Source organism: Mesorhizobium sp. WSM4935, assembly GCF_029625735.1.
GTDB lineage: Bacteria > Pseudomonadota > Alphaproteobacteria > Rhizobiales > Rhizobiaceae > Mesorhizobium.
This window is the reverse complement of sequence record NZ_JARTVR010000004.1, coordinates 329,321-349,415: the sequence shown is the minus strand read 5'-3', so window position 1 is coordinate 349,415 and position 20,095 is coordinate 329,321. Positions and strand designations below refer to the sequence as shown.

Genomic DNA, 20,095 nt, shown 5'->3' with positions numbered 1-20,095 from the left:
GGAGCGGCCGGCTTGGTGGCTCCGGAGCGAGGAAAGGAGACCCCGATGAAGGAATTTCAATGCGGATCGCTGGTTCCCGGCTGTGACTGGCACACGCGCGCCGAGGAGGAAGCGGAGGTCATGCGCCGCGCCGTCGAGCATATGCGCGAGACGCATGGCGAGACCATCATCCGCGAGACGATGATCGAGGCGATCCGCTCGCGCATCCAGAAGGTTCGCGACGCCGCCTGAGGGGCCAAATTCCAGAATTCGACCACATCGGCCAACACGCAAAGGCGGAACGCCGCTTACGCCTGTGCCAAACGTTCTGCCGGCGATCTCCCGGGGTCCCCGGCAGAAACATTTTCCGCAGATTCCAAACAATTCTTATATTCGTAGCGGCTTGGATAACCTTGCAGTAACGGTGCGCGTGCGATTCTCCGATCCATGATCCGGCCGGCGGGGCTGCCCGAGGAGCCTTCGCCATCAAGGCGCTGTCCGGAATGGTGGGGCGAGGTACTTCGCGCATGCGCGAGCGGTCCAACATCGGAGTCGGTCTCTGCGCGGCGGCGCTCCTGTCGTGCGCCCTCCTCTTTGCGTCCGCGGCAACGGCCCAGGAATGGACGACCTCGCTCGTCGATATCCATCAGGGTTCCCCACTCAGCGATCGCGCCAGGGGCCTCGGCAATGGCGGCTACGAGCTGCAGAGCGGAAGCTGGGTGTCGTTCACCCGTTGGTACCATGCAAGCTGGGTCGATATGCATGTGGACCTGCTTACCCAGATCACACCTGATACCGGCATTCTCTGGGGATTTGGCACAGGCGAGCAAGCCGAGAAATACCGCATCGAGCCCAGCCTGAAGCTTGGCTTTCTCACCCAGATCCATCCCAACCCGAACAGCACGCTGTCGCTTTCGGTCACCTCGACCATCGGCGGCGGCCTCAATGAAAAGCCTTGCGAAGCCGACTATGGCGACCTTGGCACCTACAGCGTCAATTGCCGGCTCGCGGCGGGCATGACCGCGCCGGAGGAAACCTTGAAATATCTGGTCAGCGCCAAGCCGGAGACCATGCATCTCTGGTTGAACTACCGTCTCACTTTCTGATCGCGGGAGCCCCAAATGAACATCATCTCATGCCCGAAGTCGCGCCCATCCCGGTTCCCGTTGAACTGGGGAATGAGGTTGGGCGCTGCAGTCGCTTTTGCAATCCTTTGGGCGCCGATGGCCTCGGCGCAGGAGGTTCTCAGCGCGGATGAGACGGCTGCGCTCTGCCATGGCGGCGGCTCCATCTGCGTGAGCGCAAGGATCCCGGTCGCGCGGACGACGCAAACGGTACAGAACTGGATGAGCCCCGACGTCGGCGCCGCTTGGGCAGCCGGCTACAAGGGCAAGGGCGTCACCATCACCATGGTCGACGACTTCAGCAGTTCATCGCGCTTTTACGGCAATTTCGGCATCGGCATCCAATACCAGCGGCATGGCGAATGGACGCGCGAAGAAGCAAGCATGATCGCCCCCGCCGCGACCATACGCTCTAAGGATTTCTCGACGGGTACGGCCGTTTCGCTGGCGCGCGGTCTCAACGTGCTCAACCTGAGCTACGGCATGTACACCACCGCGGGCTACAGCACGAACCAGATCGGGTGGGCTCCAGAGGAGTCCTCGATCATCTCCTATGCCACCAAGGGTTCGGCCATCGTCTCGAAGGCGGCCGGCAACGACTCGGTCGCTGTCGGCGGTGTCACCGGTGGCCAGCAGGACTATCTCGACCTTGCCCTGATCGGCAAACCGACGGCGATCTTCGTCGGCGCGCTGTCGACGAACGGCACTACGGCCAACAAGGCCCAGCTCGCCTGGTATTCCAATTATGCCGGCTCCGACCCGGCCGTGCAGAGCCACTTCCTGGTGGTCGGCGTCGAGGGCGACAAGACCGGTCTCTACGGAACCTCTTTCGCCGCGCCGATCATCTCGGGCTATGCTGCTATCATCGGCAGCAAGTTCACCAAGGCGACGCCGGTGCAGATCACCAATGACCTGCTCAATACGGCCCGCACCGACACGCTGGTGAACTACGACCCGTCCGTCTACGGCAAGGGCGAGGCAAGCCTTTCCCGCGCGCTCGCCCCTCTTGCGATCCATTGACGGGCGCCTAGAGCAATTCCAGGAAAAGTGTGAGCGGTTTTCCGTCCGGAATTGCGTAAAAACAAAGGGATAGAGCGGTCCTGATCTTTTTAGATTTCCAGGGCCTGCGCGGCGCGTCTCATGAGCGCGCCGCGTTCCAGGGTGAAGCCCGACTCGACCCATTCCTTCTCGAGGTTCTTCAGCGTGGCGCCGAGCTTCGGCCCCGGCGAGCCACCAAGCGCGGTCAGGTCGGCGCCCTTGATCGGAAACACCGGCTTTTGCCATTTCAGCGTGAAATTGAGCAGGCGTGAAAAGCCGCCGGCTTCCATCATCGCCTGATTGTCCTCCGCGGCGCGCGTCCGCGCCGCGGCAAGCGCCAGCCGGATGCGGTCGAGATAGCCGACGCGATCGCCATAGTAGAGCTTCTTGGCCAGTTCGGTCTCGGTCGCCTTCGCATCCGGCGCAACGGTCAGCGCCCAATGCCGCAGACGATCGGCCTCTTCATTTGACAATCGCAGCCGCTCGCCAAGCGTCTTCATGCGCACGGCATCGGGCGGGACGATCGCCTCCAGCCTCAGCATCGGATCGGCGGGCCAGCCGAGATCTTTTCCAGCCTTGACCAAGCCATGAATGGCGTCGATGCCCCATTTCTCGCTCTCCGGCAGCACGGCGGAGAGCACGCCGGCCTGGCGCATCCACAGCAGCGCGCGTGAGGGATCCGGAGCCGACAACAGCTTCTTCAGTTCGGACCAGACGCGCTCGGCTGAAAGCTGGGCAAGCCCGTCCTTCAGCCTGGCGCAGGCCTTCAGCCCTTCCGCGTCCGGCCGTCCCTCGCCATACCAGGCAAAGAACCGGAAGAAGCGCAGGATGCGCAGATAATCCTCGCGGATGCGCGCTTCCGCGTCGCCGATGAAGCGCAGCCGCCGCGCCTCGATATCGGCTATGCCGCCGACGAGGTCGACGATCGTGCCGTCGGCTTCGGCATAGAGCGCGTTGATGGTGAAGTCGCGCCGCTCGGCGTCCGCTTTCCAGTCACGCCCGAAGATCACTTTTGCCCGCCGCCCGTCGGTCTCGACATCGGCCCTGAGCGTCGTCACCTCATAAGGCTTGCCGCCGGCGATCACCGTGATCGTGCCATGCTCGATGCCCGTCGGCACCGTCTTGAAGCCGGCCGCCGCGGCGCGCCGGATCGTTTCCTCCGGCACGGTGGTCGCGGCGATGTCGATGTCGGCGACCGGCTGGCCGATCAGCGCATTGCGCACCGCGCCGCCGGCGACACGCGCTTCCTCTGCGCCCTGCTTCAGCGCCGCAAGAAGCTTCTGCAGGTGCTTGTCGGCCAGCCAATCGGCCCTGCCTGAGAGTGACGCCTCAGCGCTCAACCATAAAGCCTTTCATAGAGCGTGCGGATGATGCCGGCGGTGACGCCCCAGATGCGCTGGCCGCCATAGGGCATCTCGTAGAAGAACCATTCGAGCTCGTTCCACATGCGGCTGTCGCGCGCGTGGTTGGCAGGATCCATAAGGAAGCTCAAGGGCACCTCAAAAGCTGCGTCGACCTCGTCGGCGTTGAGCGCCAGCGAAAAACCCGGCCGCACAATGGCAAGCACCGGGACGATGCGATAGCCGCTGCCGGAGACATAATCCGGCATGCGGCCGATGATCTCGATATGGCCGCGATCGAGGCCGATCTCCTCGAAGGTCTCGCGCAAAGCGGTGGCCTCGGGGCTTGGATCGGTCGCGTCGATGGTGCCGCCCGGAAAAGCCACCTGTCCGGAATGGCTGCGCAGCTTCTCGGCTCGCCTGGTGAGCAGCACCATGGCGCCCTCGGCACGGTCGATCACCGGGATCAGCACCGCCGCGTCGCGCAGCGGCTTGATGTGCTTGAGCCTGGGATGGCCGGGATTGAAGCGATGGTCGCCGAAATCGTCGCCAGGGCTGGGCACGGCCTGCGCGGCGATGCGCGCCCGGAAGTCCGCGATCGAAAACGGCGCCGGCGTCACCTGGTCCATCACGCGCTCAGCCGTTCAGCTTCTCGGCAGGCATGATCGGATAGGCTTCGCCACCCGAGCGGACGGCGAACATCGCCCTGCCGTCGATGTCGATCTCCTCGCCATGCTCGACCAGTTCGTACATCACCGGCCGCGCAACCAGCGCTTCCAGCCGTCCGCGCACCAGCACATAGGGCTTCAACCCTCCGGTTTCGTCCTCGTCGACGAAACGCAGCGGATGGCCGGGACCGGCGGCGACGACGTCGCCGACATTGGTGCGGAAGGTGATGACCTGATCGTCCCCGTTGCCGGACACGTTCATTTCGACGGCGATGAAGGGTGCGTCGGCGACGCGTATGCCGACCCGCTCGACCGGCGTCACCAGATAGGTCTTGCCGTCGGCATCCTTGCGCAGCACGCTGGAAAAAAGCTGTACCAGCGGCATGCGGCCGATCGGCGTGCCGAGATAGAACCAGGTGCCGTCCGCCTTGATCTCCATGTCGAGGTCGCCGCAGAAGTCCGGATTCCAGCGTTCGACCGGCGCCGGCCCCTTGCCGGCCCGCGCCGCGCGCGAGATCAGCGCCTCCAGGCCCCGCGCCTCGGTGGCGCCAGTCAGACTCTGTTTGCCCAGACTCTGCTCGCTCGGGCTTTGTTCACGATGTTCGCTGCGTTCGGCCATGGTCACGAAATAGTCACTGTTGTCCCGATTGTCAGCCTTGTCCGCCCGAGTCTGTGATTTAAGTTCAATTACAGGCGCTGGGTGAGGCCGAATCGCGGCATTCTGCGGCCTTGAGAATGCAGGCCGGTATCTCCAACCACAAGGATCGAGCGGCATGAGCGTGATGATCAAGGAAAGCCCGATCAGCGAAAAAGCGATGATCGAGGAAGCCGAAAAGGCGCTGGCCGACATCTCCAGGGTCCGCGACGCGGTCGGCCGGGTGATCTTCGGCCAGGAAGCCGTCGTCGAGCGCACGCTGGTGGCGCTGCTGGCGGGCGGCCATGCGCTTCTGGTCGGCGTGCCGGGCCTCGCCAAGACCAAGCTGGTCGAGACGTTGGGCATCGTGCTCGGCCTCGATTCGCGCCGCGTCCAGTTCACGCCCGACCTGATGCCCTCGGACATCCTTGGCTCCGAGGTGATGGAGCAGGACGAGTTCGGCAAGCGCTCCTTCCGCTTCCTTTCCGGGCCGATCTTCACGCAATTGCTGATGGCGGACGAGATCAACCGCGCCTCGCCGCGCACGCAGTCGGCGCTGCTGCAGGCAATGCAGGAATATCACGTCACCATCGCGGGCGCCCGCCACGACCTGCCCTCGCCCTTCCATGTGCTAGCGACGCAAAACCCGCTGGAGCAGGAAGGCACCTATCCCCTCCCCGAGGCCCAACTCGACCGCTTCCTGATGCAGGTCGATATCCTCTATCCGGAGATCGAGGCGGAGCGTCGCATCCTGCTCGAAACGACCGGCGTCGACGAGGCAAAGGCCGACAATGTGCTGCAGCCGGCCAGGCTGAGGGAAATCCAGACGCTGATCCGCCGCATGCCGGTGCCGGAAAGCGTCGTCGCGGCGATCCTCAAGCTGGTGCGGTCGGCCCGGCCGGGCCAGGGCAATGCCGAGACCGACAAGCATGTCGCATGGGGGCCGGGCCCGCGCGCCAGCCAGGCGCTGACCCTGTGCGCCCGCGCCCGCGCCCTATATGATGGCAGGTTGGCGCCTTCGGTCGACGACGTCCGCGCTTTGGCCGAACCCGTGCTGCAGCATCGCATGGCGCTGACTTTCGCCGCCCGCGCCGAAGGCACTTCCGTGCGTGACGTGGTGGCGAAGCTGGCAAAAGGCATCTGATGGGTCGAATAGGCGAGGTCCAGGCACCGGTTGCGACGCGCGACGCGCTCGCCCGCGGCCGGTTGCGGGCTTCATTGGTGCCGGACCTGCTGGTCGAGGCGCGCCGTATCGTCAACACGGTGATCGCCGGCTGGCACGGCCGCCGCAAGCGCGGCATCGGCGAGAATTTCTGGCAGTTCCGGCCCTATGTCGAGGGCGATTCCTCGCGTATCGACTGGCGCCGCTCGGCGCGAGACGACCATACCTATGTGCGCGACCGCGAATGGGAAGCCGCGCATACCGTCTGGCTCTGGGCCGACCCCTCGCCTTCGATGCTCTACAAATCCGCCACGGCTAGCGTCTCCAAGGAATCACGGGCGCTGGTGCTGGCGCTCGCCCTGGCCGAGCTTTTGTCGCGCAGCGGCGAGCGCATCGCCTGGCCGGGTCTGACCGATCCGTTCACCGCCCGCAACGGCGCCGAGCGCATCGCCGCCCAACTGAGCCACGCCACCGCGCTGCCCGCCAAGCCGGATCTGTCGGCCATCCGCCGCTTCTGCGATATCGTGCTCGTCAGCGATTTCCTCGATCCGGTCGAGGAAACCAAGGCCTGGCTCGACGTGCTCGCCCGCCACGGCGTGCGTGCGCATCTGATCGAGGTTGCCGATCCGGCTGAGGAAACCTTCCCCTATGCCGGCCGCACCGAGTTCACAGATCCCGAGACCGGCGACAAGCTGACCGCCGGCCGCGCGGAGATGCTGGCCGAGGAATATCGGCTGCTTTACCGGGCCCGCCGCGAGGAACTGGCCGCCTGGTGCAAGCGTCTCGGCTGGAGCTACACCGTCAACCACACCGACCGCCTCGCCTCGGAGGCGCTGGTGCGCATCCATATGGCGATGACCGCCGACGGCACCGATTTCGCAAAGGCGGTCGCATGAGCTGGCTGCCGCTTTCCTTCGGGGCGCCCATGGTGCTGTGGGGCCTTCTGGCGCTGCCGGTGATCTGGTGGTTGCTGCGCCTCACTCCGCCCAGGCCGCAGACGGAAGTTTTCCCGCCGCTGAGAATCCTCGCCCGGGTGCTGAGGCGCGAAGAAACCCCGCAGCAAAGCCCGTGGTGGCTGACGCTGCTTCGGCTGCTGATGGCGGCGCTCGTCGTGATGGCGCTGGCCGAGCCGGTCTTCAATCCGCGCGAAAAATTGCCGGCGGAAGGTGCGGCCCTGGCGCTTGTCATCGACAATGGCTGGGCGAGCGCCGCCGACTGGAACAAGCGCGTGGCCACCGCCGAGCGGCTGATCGCCGATGCCGGTTCGAACGGCGTGCCGGTCGTGATTGCCTTCACCGCCGAGAAGCCCAATGCCGAGATCGGTCCTTTCGACGCCTCGGCCGCGCTCGATCACCTGCGTGCCGCCAAGCCGCGGCCGATTCCTACCGACAGGCCCGCCGTCTATGCCCGTGTCGCCGCCGCGTTGGAGCGCCTGCCGGGCGCCAGCGTCGCGGTGCTCGCCGATGGACTTGCCGCCAAAGGCGACGAGGCCGCTTTCAGGACGCTGCTCGAAAAGAACGCGAACCGGCTGGTCTGGGCCACATCCGACCGGCCGTCCGTGACCGGCCTGATCGGCGCCGACAACCAGGTCGACGGTTTCGCGCTGACCGCCATTCGCGCGCCCGGCAACCCAGCGCCGGGGCAGGTCACCGCGGGCGCCTTCGACGACAAGGGCCGCCGCATCGCCGATGCGACGCTGACCTTCGCGCCGGGCGAAGCCACCGCCACGGGTACGATGGCGGTTCCCTTCGAGCTGCGCAACGATTTCGCCTCGATCGCGCTCGACGGCGAGCACCAAGCCGGTGCCGTGCGCGTGCTGGACGAGAGCTCGAAACGGCGCCGCGTCGGCCTTCTGTCGCAGGCCGAGGCCGACCAGGCGCAGCCGCTTCTGTCGCCGCTCTACTATATCCGCCGCGCCCTGCAGCCCTTTGCCGACCTGGTCGAGCCGTCGACCGCCGACCTGGCGGACGCCATTCCGCAGCTTCTCGACCAGAAGCCGGCGATGATCATCATGGCCGACGTCGGCACCATTCCGGCGCAGGTCAAGCAGCGGCTGGTCGACTGGGTCGACAAGGGCGGCACGCTGGTGCGTTTTGCAGGTCCCCGCCTTGCCGCTGCCGGCAATGACGACGATCTTTTGCCGGTCAGGCTGCGCAGTGGAGAGCGCGCGCTGGGCGGCGCGCTGTCCTGGACGACGCCGCAGGCGGTGACCGAATTCCCGAAGAACGGTCCCTTCGCCGATCTTTCCCCGCCCTCCGATGTGACGGTCAGCCGGCAGGTTCTGGCCGAGCCGACGCCCGACATCGTCGAGCGCACCTGGGCCACGCTTGCCGACGGCACGCCGCTGGTGACCGGCATGAAGAAGGACAAGGGCACGCTCGTGCTCTTCCATGTCACGCCCGAGGCGACCTGGTCGAACCTGCCGATCTCCGGCAGCTTCGTCGAAATGCTGAGACGCATCGTGCAGCTGTCGCGCAACCAGGGCGCCGCGATCGCCAATGCCGAGGCCACCTCCGCATCGCTCGCGCCCTATCGGATGATCGGCGCCGACGGCATGCTGACGCCGCCCTCGCCGGATGCCCGGCCGCTGGTGCCCGGCGCCGGTCCGCTGCCGGTGACCTTGGAAAATCCGCCCGGCCTTTACGGCTCGGAGACGGGCGTCTTCGCGCATAATCTGCTCGACACGTCGAGCACGTTCGCGCCGCTTGTCCGCCCGCAGGTTTCGCTGCCGGTGACAGCCGTCCCTTACGCCTTCGATGAATCGGAGAACCTGAAGGGGCCGCTGGTCGCCATCGCGCTCCTGTTGATGGCGCTCGACACTTTGGCCGTGTTCTGGATGGGCGGCCTGCTGGCGCGCCGGCCGCGCCGCGCAGGCACGGCGGCGACCGCCGCGGCCGTTCTGGTGGTGCTGGGCGGCCTTTTCGGCCATGCCGATCTTGCCCGCGCCGACGATTCGAAGCCCGGCGACGGCCAGGCGATCGACGATATTTCGAAAACCCGCATCGCCTATGTCATCACCGGCGAGCCGGGCGTCGATTCGATCAGCCGCGCCGGCCTCGAGGGCCTCACGCGTTTCCTGATCGAGAAGACCGCGCTCGAACCCGGCCCGCCGGCCGGCGTCGACATCGCCAAGGACGAACTGTCCTTCTTCCCGCTGATCTACTGGCCGATCGACGCGACGGCGCCCATGCCGAGCCAAGCGGCGATCGCCCGCATCGATGCCTATATGCAGCAGGGCGGCACGGTTCTGTTTGACACGCGCGACCAGTTTTCGAACGGCATCGGCGCCGGCTCGGCGAGCCCTGCCACCGAGCGGCTGCGCGACATTCTGGGTAATCTCAACGTGCCGCCGCTGGAGCCGGTGCCGTCGGACCACGTGCTGACCAAATCCTTCTTCATCCTTCCGGAATTCCCCGGCCGCTTCAACGGCAGCCCGCTCTGGGTCGAGGCCTCGCTCGATGCCAGCAACACCGAGAACCGTCCCGTGCGCACTGGTGACGGCGTCTCGCCGATCATGATCACCGCCAATGATTTCGCCGGCGCCTGGGCGATCGACGAGAACGGCGATCCGATGCTGCCGACGGTGCCGCCGGACCCGATGCAACGCGTCTACGCGCTGCGCGCCGGGGTCAACATCATGATGTACATGCTGACCGGCAACTATAAATCCGACCAGGTGCATGTGCCGGTGCTGCTCGAACGGCTGGGGCAGTAGGTCATGAACTGGTCGATCTCCTTCGAACCGCTCGTCTCCTGGCCGCTCTTCGGCCTGCTCTTCGTGCCGTTGCTCTTGCTGGCGCTGGTCGGCCTGTGGTTCCGCCAGCGCGGCTCGGCATTACGCTTCGTCGCGCTGCTCGCGCTTGCCGCGGCTTTGCTCAATCCCGTTTTCCTCGCCGAGGAGCGCGAGGCGCTGAAGAGCGTCGTCGCCCTCATTGTCGACCGCAGCCAGAGCCAGGACATCGGCGACCGCACCAAGCAGACCGACGAGGCGCTGGCCGGCCTTGAGCAGCGTCTTGCCCGCTTCAAGCAGTTCGATGTCCGCGTCGTCGAGGCCGGCAAGTCCGAAGCCGCGGACGACCGTACCGAAACCAAGCTGTTCAGCGCTCTGGAGGGCGCCTTCCGCGACGTGCCGCCGTCGCGCATCGGCGGCGCCGTCATGATCACCGACGGCGAGGTGCACGATGCGCCTGCCGGCGCGCCGGAGTTCAACGCGCCGCTGCATGCGCTGATCACCGGCAACGAGCATGAGAAGGACCGCCGCATCCGTTTCGAGAATGCGCCGCGCTTCGGCCTGGTCGGCAAGCCGCTCGACATGACTTACCGCGTCATTTCGACGGAAGGCGACGGCGCGCCGGTGGACGTGCGCGTCTCGGTCAATGGCGAGCAGGTCTCGGTCGAGCACGCGACCATCGGCCAGCCCATGAAACTCTCGGTCACGATCCCCAATGCCGGCCGCAACATCGTCCAGCTCGGTATCGATCGGGAACTCGGCGAACTGACCGACGACAACAACCGGGCGATCGCCCTGGTCGACGGTATCCGCGAAAACCTGCGCGTGCTCCTGGTGTCCGGCGAGCCGCATGCCGGCGAGCGCACCTGGCGCAACCTTTTGAAGTCGGACGCTTCGGTCGATCTCGTCCACTTCACCATCCTTCGCCCGCCGGAAAAGCAGGACGGCACGCCGATCAACGAATTGTCGCTGATCGCCTTCCCGACGCGCGAGCTGTTCGTCGAGAAGATCAAGGATTTCGACCTGATCATCTTCGATCGCTACCAGCACCGCGACGTGCTGCCGATCCTCTATTACGACTACATCTCCGAATATGTCGAAAAGGGCGGCGCGCTGCTGATTGCCGCCGGTCCCGAATATGCCGGCGAAAACTCCATTGCCCGCACGCCGCTCAACGCCGCGCTGCCGGCCATGCCGACCGGCGAGGTGGTGGACAAGGCCTTCTATCCGCGTCTGACCGATCTCGGCCAGCGCCATCCGGTGACGCGCGGGCTCGACGGCTCGGCAAGCGAGCCGCCGCATTGGAGCCGCTGGTTCCGCACCATCGGCGTCAAGAACCCGGAAGGTGAAGTGGTGATGAAGGGTGCCGACAACCGGCCCCTGCTCCTGCTCGACCGCAAGGGCGAAGGCCGTGTCGGCATGCTCTTGTCGGACCAGGGCTGGCTGTGGGCGCGCGGCTTCGAAGGCGGCGGCCCGCATGTCCAGCTCTATCGCCGCATCGCCCACTGGCTGATGAAGGAGCCGGAGCTGGAAGAGGAACGGCTGACTGCCGACGGCCGCGGCATGGTACTCGAAATCCGCCGCCAGACGATGAGCGACGATCCGGGTCCCGCCCAGGTGATCACGCCGTCCGGCAAGACCGTGACGGTGAAGCTCGATAAAGCCGAGCCCGGCATCTTCACCGGCAGCCTGCGGACCAGCGAAATCGGCCTTTACCAGATCGGCAATGGCGATCTCACCGCGCTTGCCCATGTCGGCCCGATCAACGCGCCGGAATTCTCCGACGTGATTTCGACCGAGGACAGGCTGAAGGCGCCTGCCGAGGCGACCGGCGGCAGCGTGCGGCGGCTGGCGCCGTCATCGACGCTCGCCACTCTCGCCGGCGGCGTGGCCTTGCCGTCGATCGTGCCGGTCCGCTCCTCGGCCGCCGCCTCGGGCGACGATTGGATCGGCCTGCGCACGACAGACGACAGCACGCTCAAGGCCGTGTCGCGCGTGCCGCTGTTCGGCGGCTTCCTCGGCCTCGGCCTCTTGCTGCTCGCCATCGGCTCGATGTGGTATCGCGAAGGGCGGTAGCGCCACCTTCCCCTTCTTCCCTTGCGGAGACAGAGAGGCGCCCCACCCCTATTCTTCCGGCTCGGTCGTGAACAGCAGCGGATAGCCCTTGGCCTTGCCGGCATCGGTCGCGCGCGCCGCCTTGGTCTCGGCGACGTCGCGCGTGAACACGGCGACCACGCACACGCCGCGCGTATGCGCGGTGATCATGACGCGATGCGCCTGATCCTCGCTGAGCTTGAATTCACCCTTGAGCACCGTCACCACGAACTCGCGCGGCGTGAAATCGTCGTTGACGAGGATGACTTTGTAGAGCTTCGGCCGCTCGGTTTTCGGCCGCGTCTTGGTGCGGGGTTTGAGGACGGTTTCGGGCATCGGAATCCACCAGTGATGAACTGGGTATTCATTTCACTTTGTCACGCAGGGACGCGCACGTCCATTTGCCTGCGCAACGGCAACGGCCGAGGCGATGAAAACTTTATGTGGGAAAGCGTTGCCCGCCGGTCAACGGCCCTGCCGTCCAGCCGTGCGCGGCCTGCCGGGGCCGCCCGATCCGCGCTCCAGCAGCGCGAAGAGTATCCAGGCGACAAAGCCGATCGTCGTCGCACCCGTCAGCACGAGCAGAACCCAGGACTGCGCCGGCGTGATGTAGTCGAAGCTCGAAGAGATCAGCGGAGCGAACAGCTCGGGCTCGGTCCTGCCGCTGGCGGGATCCGGCACGGGGCTTGCGGTGAAGATGATCAACGATCGCGCGGCCGCGGTGACGATCAGGCCGCCGACTGTCAGCGAACGCATCAGGGACGAAAACCGCTTCTTCATGCGGATGTCCTACAGCACCGGCATTGCAATCAGGTTAAGGGCCGCAACAGGCATAGCGGAAACTGCCGGTTGAGAAGGCTTCCGTCGCGCATAAGCCGCCCCGGCCGAAATGGCCGGAACGGCTTTGCAGGATGTGCCGAAGCCTGGATCAGGTCTTCGGAGCGTCCTTCTTGTCGGTCTTCTTGACGACCTTCTTGGCAGCCTTCTTGTGCGCCTTGGCGGTCTTCTTGACGACTTTCTTCGCCGGCTTCGCGGTGCTGTCGGCCGGAGCGGTCGTGGTGGTCGCGGTCGAGGCAGCCGGAGCGGTGGTCGTCTGGGCGTTGCCGAGAGCCGGCATCGCGAAGGCGAGAGCAACACCGAGGCCGAGGGCGGAGAGGATGGACTTCTTCATGGCTTCATTTCCTTTTTCTTGCAGATCTGGATGAGCGTCACTGAGCGGGATCGATCGGCGTCACTCCAAGCAGCTTCAAAGCATTTGCGAGCATCCGGATTCCCTGTGCCTGTTTTTTGTTGGCGCAGAACCGGTTTCCCTTTCTTTGCAGTGCTTTCGCCGCGGTGACCTGCGTTGCCGCGGCATGGGTTTCGAGGGCTTCGTCAACCTGACGGCTCAGATTGGTGCAGCGCTCGGTCCGGGTAAGCGGGGCGACCTTTGCGGTGGAGGCGCCGGCTGCGGCTGTGATGAGCGATATGCTGAGCAAAGCACCCATCACGCTGATCCAGAACCTCTGCATTGGTCTTGCCCGTTACTCCGGAAACTTGCGTCGCAGCCGATGACCTGACCGCCACGGCACCGGTTATGATCTTGAAATTTTTCACCAGTTTTTCCCGACTGTAGAATTTTGTTTCTGGATTGTTTCTGGGGGAATCCGGCCGGCGCGGCGGTCGCGGCCACTGGCCAAGATGTGGCCCGAATTCTATCGTGTGGGTATTTCGCGACGAGATGTCCGGCCAAAATAGAATGATAGGTTTCGAGTGAAATCCGATGCGCACATACTGATCGTCGACGACGACAAGGGCATACGCGACCTGCTGCAGGAATTCTTCCAGAAGCGCGGCCTGCACACGACGGTGGCCGGCGACGGCACCGAGATGGAAGCGATCTTGCGCCGCACGCCGGTGGACCTGATCGTTCTCGACGTGATGCTGCCCGGCAAAAGCGGGCTTGAGCTTTGCCGCGAGATCCGCGCCAACTACACCACGCCGATCATCATGCTGACGGCAGTCACCGAAACGACCGATCGCGTCGTGGGCCTGGAAATGGGCGCCGACGACTACGTGCCGAAGCCCTTCGATCCGCGCGAGCTTCTGGCCCGCATCCGCGCTGTGCTCAGACGCAACGGCAGCGCCGAGCCGCGCCGCCCCGTCGCCAAGCAGATCTACCGCTTCGCCGGCTGGACCATGGATTGCGCGCGGCGCCGCCTGACGGCGCCCGACGACGTCCGGGTGGAGCTGACCATGGCGGAGTTCAACCTGCTGCAGACCTTCGTCAAGAGCGCTCAGCGCGTGCTTACCCGCGAACAGCTGATCGAGCTTTCCGGCGGCGACACCGGCTACAGTTTCGACCGCAGTGTCGACATCCTGGTGAGCCGCCTGCGCCGCAAGATGGAAGATGACCCGAAGACGCCCAAGCTGATCCTGACCGTGCGCAGCGGCGGCTATCAGTTCCTGCCCGAGACTACGTCGGAATGAGACGCTTCCTGCCGCAGACGCTGCCAGTCTGGGTGCTGCTCATCGTTATTGCCGGCCTGATGATCAGTCAGGTGGCGACGCTCTACATCGTGGCGCGCGACCGGGCCGCCGCCAACAGCATCGTCGATCTCTACCGGCTGAACGACCGCGCCTACTCGCTGGTGCAGCTGATGCATGACGCCACGCCCGAAGAACGCAAGGCGACCGCGTCGGGCCTGTTCAACTCGACCTATGCGCTGACGGTTTCAGACACGCCCGCCGTCACCTCTTCGATCGCCGGCGACGACGAACTGGCCGAGTTGGAGGACATCCTGGTCGGCCGCCTGTCGAAATTCGGCATCACCGACGCGCGCGTGCGGCGCGATCCGGCCACGCAGGAATCGGATGTGCCTGACGGCGAGGCGACGAACAAGGATGTCGGCCAGGTCGAGCGCGACCTTCTGGTCCTGGCAGCGGATTTCGCGCAAAGCGACAAGCTGACCGCCTCGCTGCGCTTTTCCGACGGGCAATGGCTGAATTTCACCGAGCCGATCACGCCGGCGGGACCGATTCTGAGCGTCGATAGCCTGCCGCTCTATTCGCTGATCGCCGGTTTGATCGTCATCATGTCGATCTGGTCGCTGCGCCGGCTGACCGCACCCTACCGGATGATGGAAACGGCGGTGACGCGCATCGGCAACGACCTGAAAAGTCCACCGATCGCCGAGAGCGGCAGCCGCGAGATCCGTGCCGCCGCGAAAGCGATCAATGCCATGCAGATGCGGCTGCGCGATTATGTCGAGGATCGCGAGCACCTCGCGGCGGCGTTGGCGCATGATCTGCGCACGCCCCTGACACGCATGCGCCTGCGCCTCGAACTGCTGCGCAAGTCGCCGGCGCGCGAGGCGCTCGCGCACGACCTCGCCGAGATCGAAAGCATCGCCAGCTCGGTCATCGACTTCGCCAAATTCGAGGTGACCGAAGAAAAGGCCGAGCGGATCGATTTCTGGTCGCTGGTGGAATCGGTGGCGGACTCCTTCGACGGCGCGTCCTTCGATGAAGACGTGGTTCCGTCGCGCGGCCTGATCTGCATCGCGCGACCGGTGGCGCTGCGCCGCTGCGTCACCAATCTCATCCAGAACGCCGTGACTTACGGCAAGAAGGCGCATCTCGGCGTGCGGCGATCGGGCGACACGATCACGCTGTCGATCCGCGACGAAGGCCCCGGCATTCCGCAGGCGAAGCTGGATGCGGTATTCGGCTCCTTCGTGCGGCTGGAGGAATCGCGCAACCGCACCACCGGCGGCCTCGGCCTCGGCCTCACCATCGCCCGCAACATCGCGCGCGGCGCCGGCGGCGAGGTCAATCTTTCCAACTACCCTGGCGGCGGGCTGCTGACGGAACTAAGCTTGCCGGTGGCAGCTTGAGTCAGCAGGCGGTCATCCCGCCGCATTGAGCCACTGGATCGGCCGCCCCTTCCTTTGTGATAGTGCGGCCCGCTTGGTTACGAGGGAAATCCACCCATGTTCTACGCCGTCCTTGCATATCACGTGGAAGACACCGTGCAGTCCTGGACGCCCGACGAGGATGCGGCGCTGATGAAAGACCTGCTCGAGGTCAACGACCGGCTGACGCGCGAGGGCAAGCTCGGGCCGGCGGCCAGGCTCGACGCGACGGCCAAGGCCGTGACGCTACGCGGTCCGGGGGACGGCATGGTCATCGACGGTCCCTTCGCCGAGACGAAGGAGCAGTTGCTCGGCCTCTATGTCCTCGATTGTGCAAACCAGGACGAGGCGATCGCCGCGGCGCGCGATCTCAAGCGCGTCAACCCCACTGCCGTCTACGAGATCCGGCCGATTGCGCTTTATCTGCCGGGCGCGCCGCTGGCCTGAATTCCGGGAGAAGCGACGGATTCACCGCAGCGGGCGGCGCCCGGCGGTGCGGCTGCGCGCCGCAGCATCCGCGGGGGCTTCATCGGCCGGATAGCCGAAATCCTTCAGCTCCGAAATGGACAGACCGGCCAAAGCCCTGCGCTGCATGGCGTCCTGATACCGGCGCTGGAACCCGGCGAAGATTAACGCGATCTTGGCGGCGAGCGTGCCGGCAACTCGGGTGCTCGGCTGGCAGGTTCTGATATTGATGTAGGTCATTGTCATTCTCCCTCGTTCGAACTCACGACGGCAGTGTCTCATCGGCGCGCTTTGGCAACGTTCGTCCAGGCGTGAAACCGCAGGAAAAAGCCCGCAAAATCGTCGTTAAGTCGGCGGCGGGACATGGTATTCTGCTTAACGCTGTTTCACGGGGCCCCGGATGCACATTCGATTGCTTGGCGGCATCGAGGTTGTCTCCGCAGGCGGGCAACCTCTGCACTTCGCGACGCGCAAGACGTCGCTGCTCTTTGCCGCGCTGGTTCTGGCCGGCCCGAAAGGGCTTCGCCGCGAGAAGGTGGCGGCGATGCTGTGGACCGGCAGCGGCGAGCAGCAGGCGCGAAACAGCCTGCGCCAAGCCCTGGTCGACATCAGGCGGCTGTTTCCGTCCACCGGCAACGAGGCCATTCGTATCGAAGGCAATGCCGGCACCATCTGGCTGGTGGCGAATGACAACGAGGCCGACATCTGGATTTTCGACCGGAACTGCCAGGCCGATGACGGCGCGAGCCTCGCGGCAGCTGCCGACCTGTACCGGGGTGACCTGCTCGACGGACTGCCATCCCCCGGCGAAATCGACGGATGGCTTGCGCCGCTTCGGGCGAACTACACCCGCAAGGCGTTGGACCTGGCCGAACGGCTGAGCCTCCTGCCGGAACTCGGTGAACGCGAGGAGCAGGCCTGCGAAAGACTGGCTGAGCGGCTAGTGACGTCCGACCCATGCGCCGAGCAGGCCCACCGCGCCCTGATCCGCGTCTTCCGCCGCCACGGCCGGACCAACGACGCCTTTCGTCAGTTCCTGGCCTGTAAGGAAGCGCTCAAGCGCGAGCTCGGTGTCGAGCCTGAGGAAGCGACGCGGGCGCTGATCGAACGCATCGAGGCGCCAATGGAGCTGAAGGGTTCGATAGCCGACTATGGCCAGCCCGAGGCCGAACTTTCCCGCCTGGAAGCGAAGGCGCCTCGCCCTGTCGTTTCGGTGCCGGCAAAGCCGTCGATCGCGGTCCTGCCGTTCCAGAACATGTACGCCGAGCAGGAATATTTCACTGACGGCGTTGTCGAGGAGATCACGACGGCGCTGTCGCATGTCAGCTGGCTGTTCGTGATCGCGCGGAATTCCGCCTTCGCCTACAAGGGCCAGGCGGTTGACGTCACCCGCGTGGCACGCGAGCTCGGGGTGCGCTATGTGCTGGAGGGCAGTGTCCGCAAGGCCGGCAGCCGGCTTCGGGTGGCAGGTCAGCTTATCGAGGCGTCGGCGGGAGTAAATCTGTGGGCCGACCGCTTCGAAGGCGATGTCTCGGAGGTGTTCGAACTGCAGGACCTCGTTGCCTCCAGTGTCATCGGCGCAATTTCACCCAGACTCGAACAGGCCGAGATGGCGCGCGCCAAGCGCAAGCCCACCGAGAGCCTCGACGCTTATGACCACTATCTGCGCGGCATGGCGAGCCTGTACCGCTGGACGAGAGAAGGGCTGGAGGAGGCGTTGCCACAGTTCTACAGGGCCATCCAGCTCGACACCGATTTTGCCGCCGCGGAAGGCGCTGCCGCCTGGTGCTATTTCTGGCGCATGGCGAATGGCTGGATGACCGACCGGCAGAAGGAAACAGCCGAGGTATCCAGGCTGGTCGGCGACGTGGCTATCGCCGGCAAGGACGATGCGATGGCGCTGGCTTTCAGCGGCCTGGCGCTGGGTTATGTCACCGGCGATTACGAGGCCGGATCGGCACTGGCTGACCGCGCGCTCGTGCTCAACCCGAACTGCGCAGCCGCCTGGAGCGCCAGCGGCTGCCTCAAGGCCTGCCATGACGACCCCGACATCGCAATCGAGCACATGTCGCGGGCAAGGCGGCTGAGCCCGTTCGATCCGCTGACCTTCTTCCTGCAGACCTTCACTGCCTTCGCTCACTTCGTGGCCGGCCGCTACGATGCCGCCTGGCCGCTCGCCGAGGCAGCGTCGCGCGCGCAGCCCTATTATCTCACCGGCCTGCGTGTGGCGGCCGCCAGCAACGCCATGGCCGGCAGGCGGGATGCCGCGAGCAGGCACATCGCGCGCTCGCTGGAGCTCGACCCGCAACTGAAGCTTTCCAACCTCAAGCACCGGGTGGGGCAGATCAGGCCAGAATATTTCGCCAAATATGTCGAAGCGCTACGGCTGGCCGGCCTGCCGGAATGACATATCTTGCGCAATCTCGTCAGTCTGGTAGCGCCGCGGCCTTGATTTCCGCTCCGATGCGCAGCGTCTCACGCAGCAGGAGGTCGAGCTCGTCGCGGCGGGTGCGGTGGTTGGTGATCGCGACCCGCAGGCAGTGCTGCCCGTGCACCGTGGTGTCGGACACGGCTGCAATGCCTTCTTCCTGCAGCCTGAGCATGATTTCGGTATTGAACGCCTTGAGCTGTTCCTCTGACGCGCCATCCAGCCGGTGGCGGAAGCTGACGATGTTGATGGTGGTCGGCGCCATCAGCTCGAACGACGGCTCCGCCTCGATCAGCTGGGTGAGGTAGCGGGCCTGGGCGATGTTCTGGTCGATCAGTCGGCCGAACTTTTCGACGCCATGCTCCTTCAGCGCCATCCAGATCTTCAACGCGCGGAAACCGCGCGATGTTTGTAGCCCGTAATCGTGCAGCCACTCTCCGGAGGCGAGGCCGCGCGGCCTCGATTCCAGATATTCCGGCGTGACGGCAAAGGTTTTGCGATGCTGGGATGCGTCCCGCACCAGCGCGCAGCCGGCTTCGAATGGCGCGTGCAGCCATTTGTGCGGATCGAGCGCGATCGAATCCGCCTGATCGATGCCTGCGACGAGCGATCTGTTTTCAGGTGCGATGGCGATCAGCGCGCCGATGCAGCCGTCGATATGGAACCAAAGGTCCTCCTCGGCAGCCAACACCGCCAGCGCCTGCAGGTCGTCGATCGCACCGGTGTTGACGGTGCCAGCCGTGCCGATCACGCAGGCCGGCTTGAAACCCGCCTCGCGATCCTCCGCGATTGCCGCTTTGAGCGCGGCGATATCGATGCGCAGACCGGCATCGGTCGGAATCCGCCGCAGCGCCCGATTGCCGAGCCCGAGCGCCTCCATCGCCTTGCGGTGACACGAATGGACCTGGTCCGAGGCGTAGTAGCGCAACGGCTTCGGCATGGCGCCGACGCCACGTTCGCGCACGTCGATGCCGGCCTTGACGTTGCGCGCCACGGTCAGACCGATGAGGTTGGCCATCGAGCCGCCGCTGACCAGCGTGCCGCTTGCCGAGGCCGGAAATCCGACCATCTCCTTCATCCAGTTGACGACCTGACCGTCCATCAAGCCAGCGGCATGGTTGCCGCCCCCGAGATTGGAACCCTGGATCGCGGCAAGGAAGTCGCCGAGCGCGCCGGTGAAGTTGCTGGCCCCCATATACCAGGACCAGAAACGCGGATGGATGTTGCCCATCGGATAAGGCATCACGTTGCGGGCGACATCGTCATAGACGTCGGCAATGAGCATCGGCTCGCGCGGCAGCGGCGCAGAAAAGAAGGTGCGGACATCGACCGGCATCTCGCGCCACACCGGACGGTCCCGGACATCCCTGAGATAAGCGACGGCGTCCTCGACGATCCGGTGCGAAAGGGCCTGCATATCGGCCCAATCTGGTGGATCGAGCGTTTCCTCCGCGACAACGGCTTCCTGCAGCGTGTCCATCAGTTTCTCCCCCGAGACATGCGAATCGGCCGCGGCGCCGCCGACCCGACGGGACGGCGG

General features: G+C 65.3%; 20 protein-coding genes. 11 read left to right on the top strand and 9 right to left on the bottom strand.

The window, feature by feature from the left end; translation table 11 throughout:
• Positions 1-45 precede the first annotated feature (45 nt).
• The 3 genes from P9273_RS13280 to P9273_RS13270 all read left to right on the top strand — a co-directional run bounded on the left by P9273_RS13280 (position 46) and on the right by P9273_RS13270 (position 2,123).
• Positions 46-231: a DUF1059 domain-containing protein gene (locus P9273_RS13280; RefSeq protein WP_040989704.1), complete on the top strand. Its 186-nt coding sequence runs from the start codon at positions 46-48 to the stop codon at positions 229-231.
• Between the two features lie 275 nt (positions 232-506).
• On the top strand, positions 507-1,085 hold the full coding sequence (locus P9273_RS13275) for a hypothetical protein (protein ID WP_278049325.1): 579 nt from the start codon (positions 507-509) through the stop codon (positions 1,083-1,085).
• Between the two features lie 78 nt (positions 1,086-1,163).
• Complete coding sequence (locus P9273_RS13270) at positions 1,164-2,123, top strand: S8/S53 family peptidase (protein WP_442920212.1); 960 nt, start codon at positions 1,164-1,166, stop codon at positions 2,121-2,123.
• 89 nt (positions 2,124-2,212) lie between these two features.
• Here P9273_RS13270 and P9273_RS13265 read toward each other — a convergent pair whose 3' ends face one another.
• From P9273_RS13265 to P9273_RS13255, 3 genes are read right to left on the bottom strand one after another with little or no spacing between them, the layout of a single operon-like run.
• Positions 2,213-3,481, bottom strand: a complete 1,269-nt coding sequence (locus tag P9273_RS13265; RefSeq protein WP_278049324.1) for a CCA tRNA nucleotidyltransferase — start codon at positions 3,479-3,481, stop codon at positions 2,213-2,215.
• Positions 3,478-4,110: a CoA pyrophosphatase gene (locus P9273_RS13260; RefSeq protein WP_278049322.1), complete on the bottom strand. Its 633-nt coding sequence runs from the start codon at positions 4,108-4,110 to the stop codon at positions 3,478-3,480. Before P9273_RS13260 ends, P9273_RS13265 begins: the two co-directional genes overlap by 4 nt.
• Before the next feature lie 7 nt (positions 4,111-4,117).
• Positions 4,118-4,768 carry a DUF1285 domain-containing protein gene (locus P9273_RS13255; protein WP_278049524.1) on the bottom strand — a complete coding sequence of 217 codons (651 nt, stop codon included), beginning with the start codon at positions 4,766-4,768 and terminating at the stop codon, positions 4,118-4,120.
• Positions 4,769-4,922: 154 nt separating this feature from the next.
• Between P9273_RS13255 and P9273_RS13250 the strand changes: the two genes are divergently transcribed.
• From P9273_RS13250 to P9273_RS13235, 4 genes are read left to right on the top strand one after another with little or no spacing between them, the layout of a single operon-like run.
• Positions 4,923-5,927 carry an AAA family ATPase gene (locus tag P9273_RS13250; RefSeq protein ID WP_278049321.1) on the top strand — a complete coding sequence of 335 codons (1,005 nt, stop codon included), beginning with the start codon at positions 4,923-4,925 and terminating at the stop codon, positions 5,925-5,927.
• The gene (locus tag P9273_RS13245; protein ID WP_278049320.1) at positions 5,927-6,841 is read left to right on the top strand and encodes a DUF58 domain-containing protein; all 915 of its coding nucleotides are present in this window, start codon (positions 5,927-5,929) and stop codon (positions 6,839-6,841) included. Before P9273_RS13250 ends, P9273_RS13245 begins: the two co-directional genes overlap by 1 nt.
• A complete protein-coding gene (locus P9273_RS13240) occupies positions 6,838-9,660 on the top strand; it encodes a DUF4159 domain-containing protein (RefSeq protein WP_278049319.1) in 2,823 nt (940 codons plus the stop codon). The genes P9273_RS13245 and P9273_RS13240 overlap by 4 nt, the downstream gene beginning before the upstream one ends.
• Before the next feature lie 3 nt (positions 9,661-9,663).
• Positions 9,664-11,751, top strand: a complete 2,088-nt coding sequence (locus P9273_RS13235) for a hypothetical protein (RefSeq protein ID WP_278049318.1) — start codon at positions 9,664-9,666, stop codon at positions 11,749-11,751.
• Positions 11,752-11,799: 48 nt separating this feature from the next.
• Here P9273_RS13235 and clpS read toward each other — a convergent pair whose 3' ends face one another.
• The 4 genes from clpS to P9273_RS13215 all read right to left on the bottom strand — a co-directional run bounded on the left by clpS (position 11,800) and on the right by P9273_RS13215 (position 13,280).
• Positions 11,800-12,105, bottom strand: coding sequence for an ATP-dependent Clp protease adapter ClpS (clpS, locus tag P9273_RS13230; protein WP_040996915.1), 306 nt, complete (start codon positions 12,103-12,105; stop codon positions 11,800-11,802).
• Between the two features lie 129 nt (positions 12,106-12,234).
• Positions 12,235-12,549, bottom strand: a complete 315-nt coding sequence (locus tag P9273_RS13225; protein ID WP_278049317.1) for a hypothetical protein — start codon at positions 12,547-12,549, stop codon at positions 12,235-12,237.
• A 148-nt stretch (positions 12,550-12,697) separates the two neighbouring features.
• A complete protein-coding gene (locus P9273_RS13220; RefSeq protein WP_278049316.1) occupies positions 12,698-12,940 on the bottom strand; it encodes a hypothetical protein in 243 nt (80 codons plus the stop codon).
• A gap of 37 nt (positions 12,941-12,977) precedes the next feature.
• Positions 12,978-13,280, bottom strand: coding sequence for a hypothetical protein (locus P9273_RS13215; protein ID WP_140746126.1), 303 nt, complete (start codon positions 13,278-13,280; stop codon positions 12,978-12,980).
• A gap of 241 nt (positions 13,281-13,521) precedes the next feature.
• On the opposite strand from P9273_RS13215, the gene P9273_RS13210 reads away from it, so the two are divergent.
• The 3 genes from P9273_RS13210 to P9273_RS13200 all read left to right on the top strand — a co-directional run bounded on the left by P9273_RS13210 (position 13,522) and on the right by P9273_RS13200 (position 16,109).
• Positions 13,522-14,238 carry a response regulator gene (locus P9273_RS13210; protein ID WP_040996921.1) on the top strand — a complete coding sequence of 239 codons (717 nt, stop codon included), beginning with the start codon at positions 13,522-13,524 and terminating at the stop codon, positions 14,236-14,238.
• On the top strand, positions 14,235-15,644 hold the full coding sequence (locus P9273_RS13205) for an ATP-binding protein (RefSeq protein ID WP_278049315.1): 1,410 nt from the start codon (positions 14,235-14,237) through the stop codon (positions 15,642-15,644). The genes P9273_RS13210 and P9273_RS13205 overlap by 4 nt, the downstream gene beginning before the upstream one ends.
• Before the next feature lie 96 nt (positions 15,645-15,740).
• Positions 15,741-16,109, top strand: a complete 369-nt coding sequence (locus P9273_RS13200) for a YciI family protein (protein ID WP_278049314.1) — start codon at positions 15,741-15,743, stop codon at positions 16,107-16,109.
• Positions 16,110-16,130: 21 nt separating this feature from the next.
• On the opposite strand, the gene P9273_RS13195 is transcribed toward P9273_RS13200, so the two are convergent.
• On the bottom strand, positions 16,131-16,367 hold the full coding sequence (locus P9273_RS13195; RefSeq protein WP_040996927.1) for a hypothetical protein: 237 nt from the start codon (positions 16,365-16,367) through the stop codon (positions 16,131-16,133).
• A gap of 160 nt (positions 16,368-16,527) precedes the next feature.
• Between P9273_RS13195 and P9273_RS13190 the strand changes: the two genes are divergently transcribed.
• Entirely contained in the window at positions 16,528-18,534 is a 2,007-nt protein-coding gene (locus P9273_RS13190; RefSeq protein ID WP_278049312.1) for a BTAD domain-containing putative transcriptional regulator, read from the top strand.
• A gap of 19 nt (positions 18,535-18,553) precedes the next feature.
• Here the strand turns inward: P9273_RS13190 and P9273_RS13185 are convergent, their stop codons facing one another.
• Complete coding sequence (locus tag P9273_RS13185; RefSeq protein ID WP_040996931.1) at positions 18,554-20,035, bottom strand: pyridoxal phosphate-dependent decarboxylase family protein; 1,482 nt, start codon at positions 20,033-20,035, stop codon at positions 18,554-18,556.
• Positions 20,036-20,095: the final 60 nt, after the last annotated feature.

What these genes read in the sequence shown, in the direction of transcription:
- P9273_RS13280 (WP_040989704.1), top strand. Translation starts at nt 46, where the DNA reads ATGAAGGAATTTCAATGCGGATCGCTGGTTCCCGGCTGTGACTGGCAC.
- P9273_RS13275 (WP_278049325.1), top strand. Translation starts at nt 507, where the DNA reads ATGCGCGAGCGGTCCAACATCGGAGTCGGTCTCTGCGCGGCGGCGCTC.
- P9273_RS13260 (WP_278049322.1), bottom strand. Translation starts at nt 4,110, where the DNA reads ATGGACCAGGTGACGCCGGCGCCGTTTTCGATCGCGGACTTCCGGGCG.
- P9273_RS13255 (WP_278049524.1), bottom strand. Translation starts at nt 4,768, where the DNA reads ATGGCCGAACGCAGCGAACATCGTGAACAAAGCCCGAGCGAGCAGAGT.
- P9273_RS13250 (WP_278049321.1), top strand. Translation starts at nt 4,923, where the DNA reads ATGAGCGTGATGATCAAGGAAAGCCCGATCAGCGAAAAAGCGATGATC.
- P9273_RS13245 (WP_278049320.1), top strand. Translation starts at nt 5,927, where the DNA reads ATGGGTCGAATAGGCGAGGTCCAGGCACCGGTTGCGACGCGCGACGCG.
- P9273_RS13240 (WP_278049319.1), top strand. Translation starts at nt 6,838, where the DNA reads ATGAGCTGGCTGCCGCTTTCCTTCGGGGCGCCCATGGTGCTGTGGGGC.
- P9273_RS13235 (WP_278049318.1), top strand. Translation starts at nt 9,664, where the DNA reads ATGAACTGGTCGATCTCCTTCGAACCGCTCGTCTCCTGGCCGCTCTTC.
- clpS (WP_040996915.1), bottom strand. Translation starts at nt 12,105, where the DNA reads ATGCCCGAAACCGTCCTCAAACCCCGCACCAAGACGCGGCCGAAAACC.
- P9273_RS13225 (WP_278049317.1), bottom strand. Translation starts at nt 12,549, where the DNA reads ATGAAGAAGCGGTTTTCGTCCCTGATGCGTTCGCTGACAGTCGGCGGC.
- P9273_RS13220 (WP_278049316.1), bottom strand. Translation starts at nt 12,940, where the DNA reads ATGAAGAAGTCCATCCTCTCCGCCCTCGGCCTCGGTGTTGCTCTCGCC.
- P9273_RS13215 (WP_140746126.1), bottom strand. Translation starts at nt 13,280, where the DNA reads ATGCAGAGGTTCTGGATCAGCGTGATGGGTGCTTTGCTCAGCATATCG.
- P9273_RS13205 (WP_278049315.1), top strand. Translation starts at nt 14,235, where the DNA reads ATGAGACGCTTCCTGCCGCAGACGCTGCCAGTCTGGGTGCTGCTCATC.
- P9273_RS13200 (WP_278049314.1), top strand. Translation starts at nt 15,741, where the DNA reads ATGTTCTACGCCGTCCTTGCATATCACGTGGAAGACACCGTGCAGTCC.
- P9273_RS13195 (WP_040996927.1), bottom strand. Translation starts at nt 16,367, where the DNA reads ATGACCTACATCAATATCAGAACCTGCCAGCCGAGCACCCGAGTTGCC.
- P9273_RS13190 (WP_278049312.1), top strand. Translation starts at nt 16,528, where the DNA reads ATGCACATTCGATTGCTTGGCGGCATCGAGGTTGTCTCCGCAGGCGGG.
- P9273_RS13185 (WP_040996931.1), bottom strand. Translation starts at nt 20,035, where the DNA reads ATGGACACGCTGCAGGAAGCCGTTGTCGCGGAGGAAACGCTCGATCCA.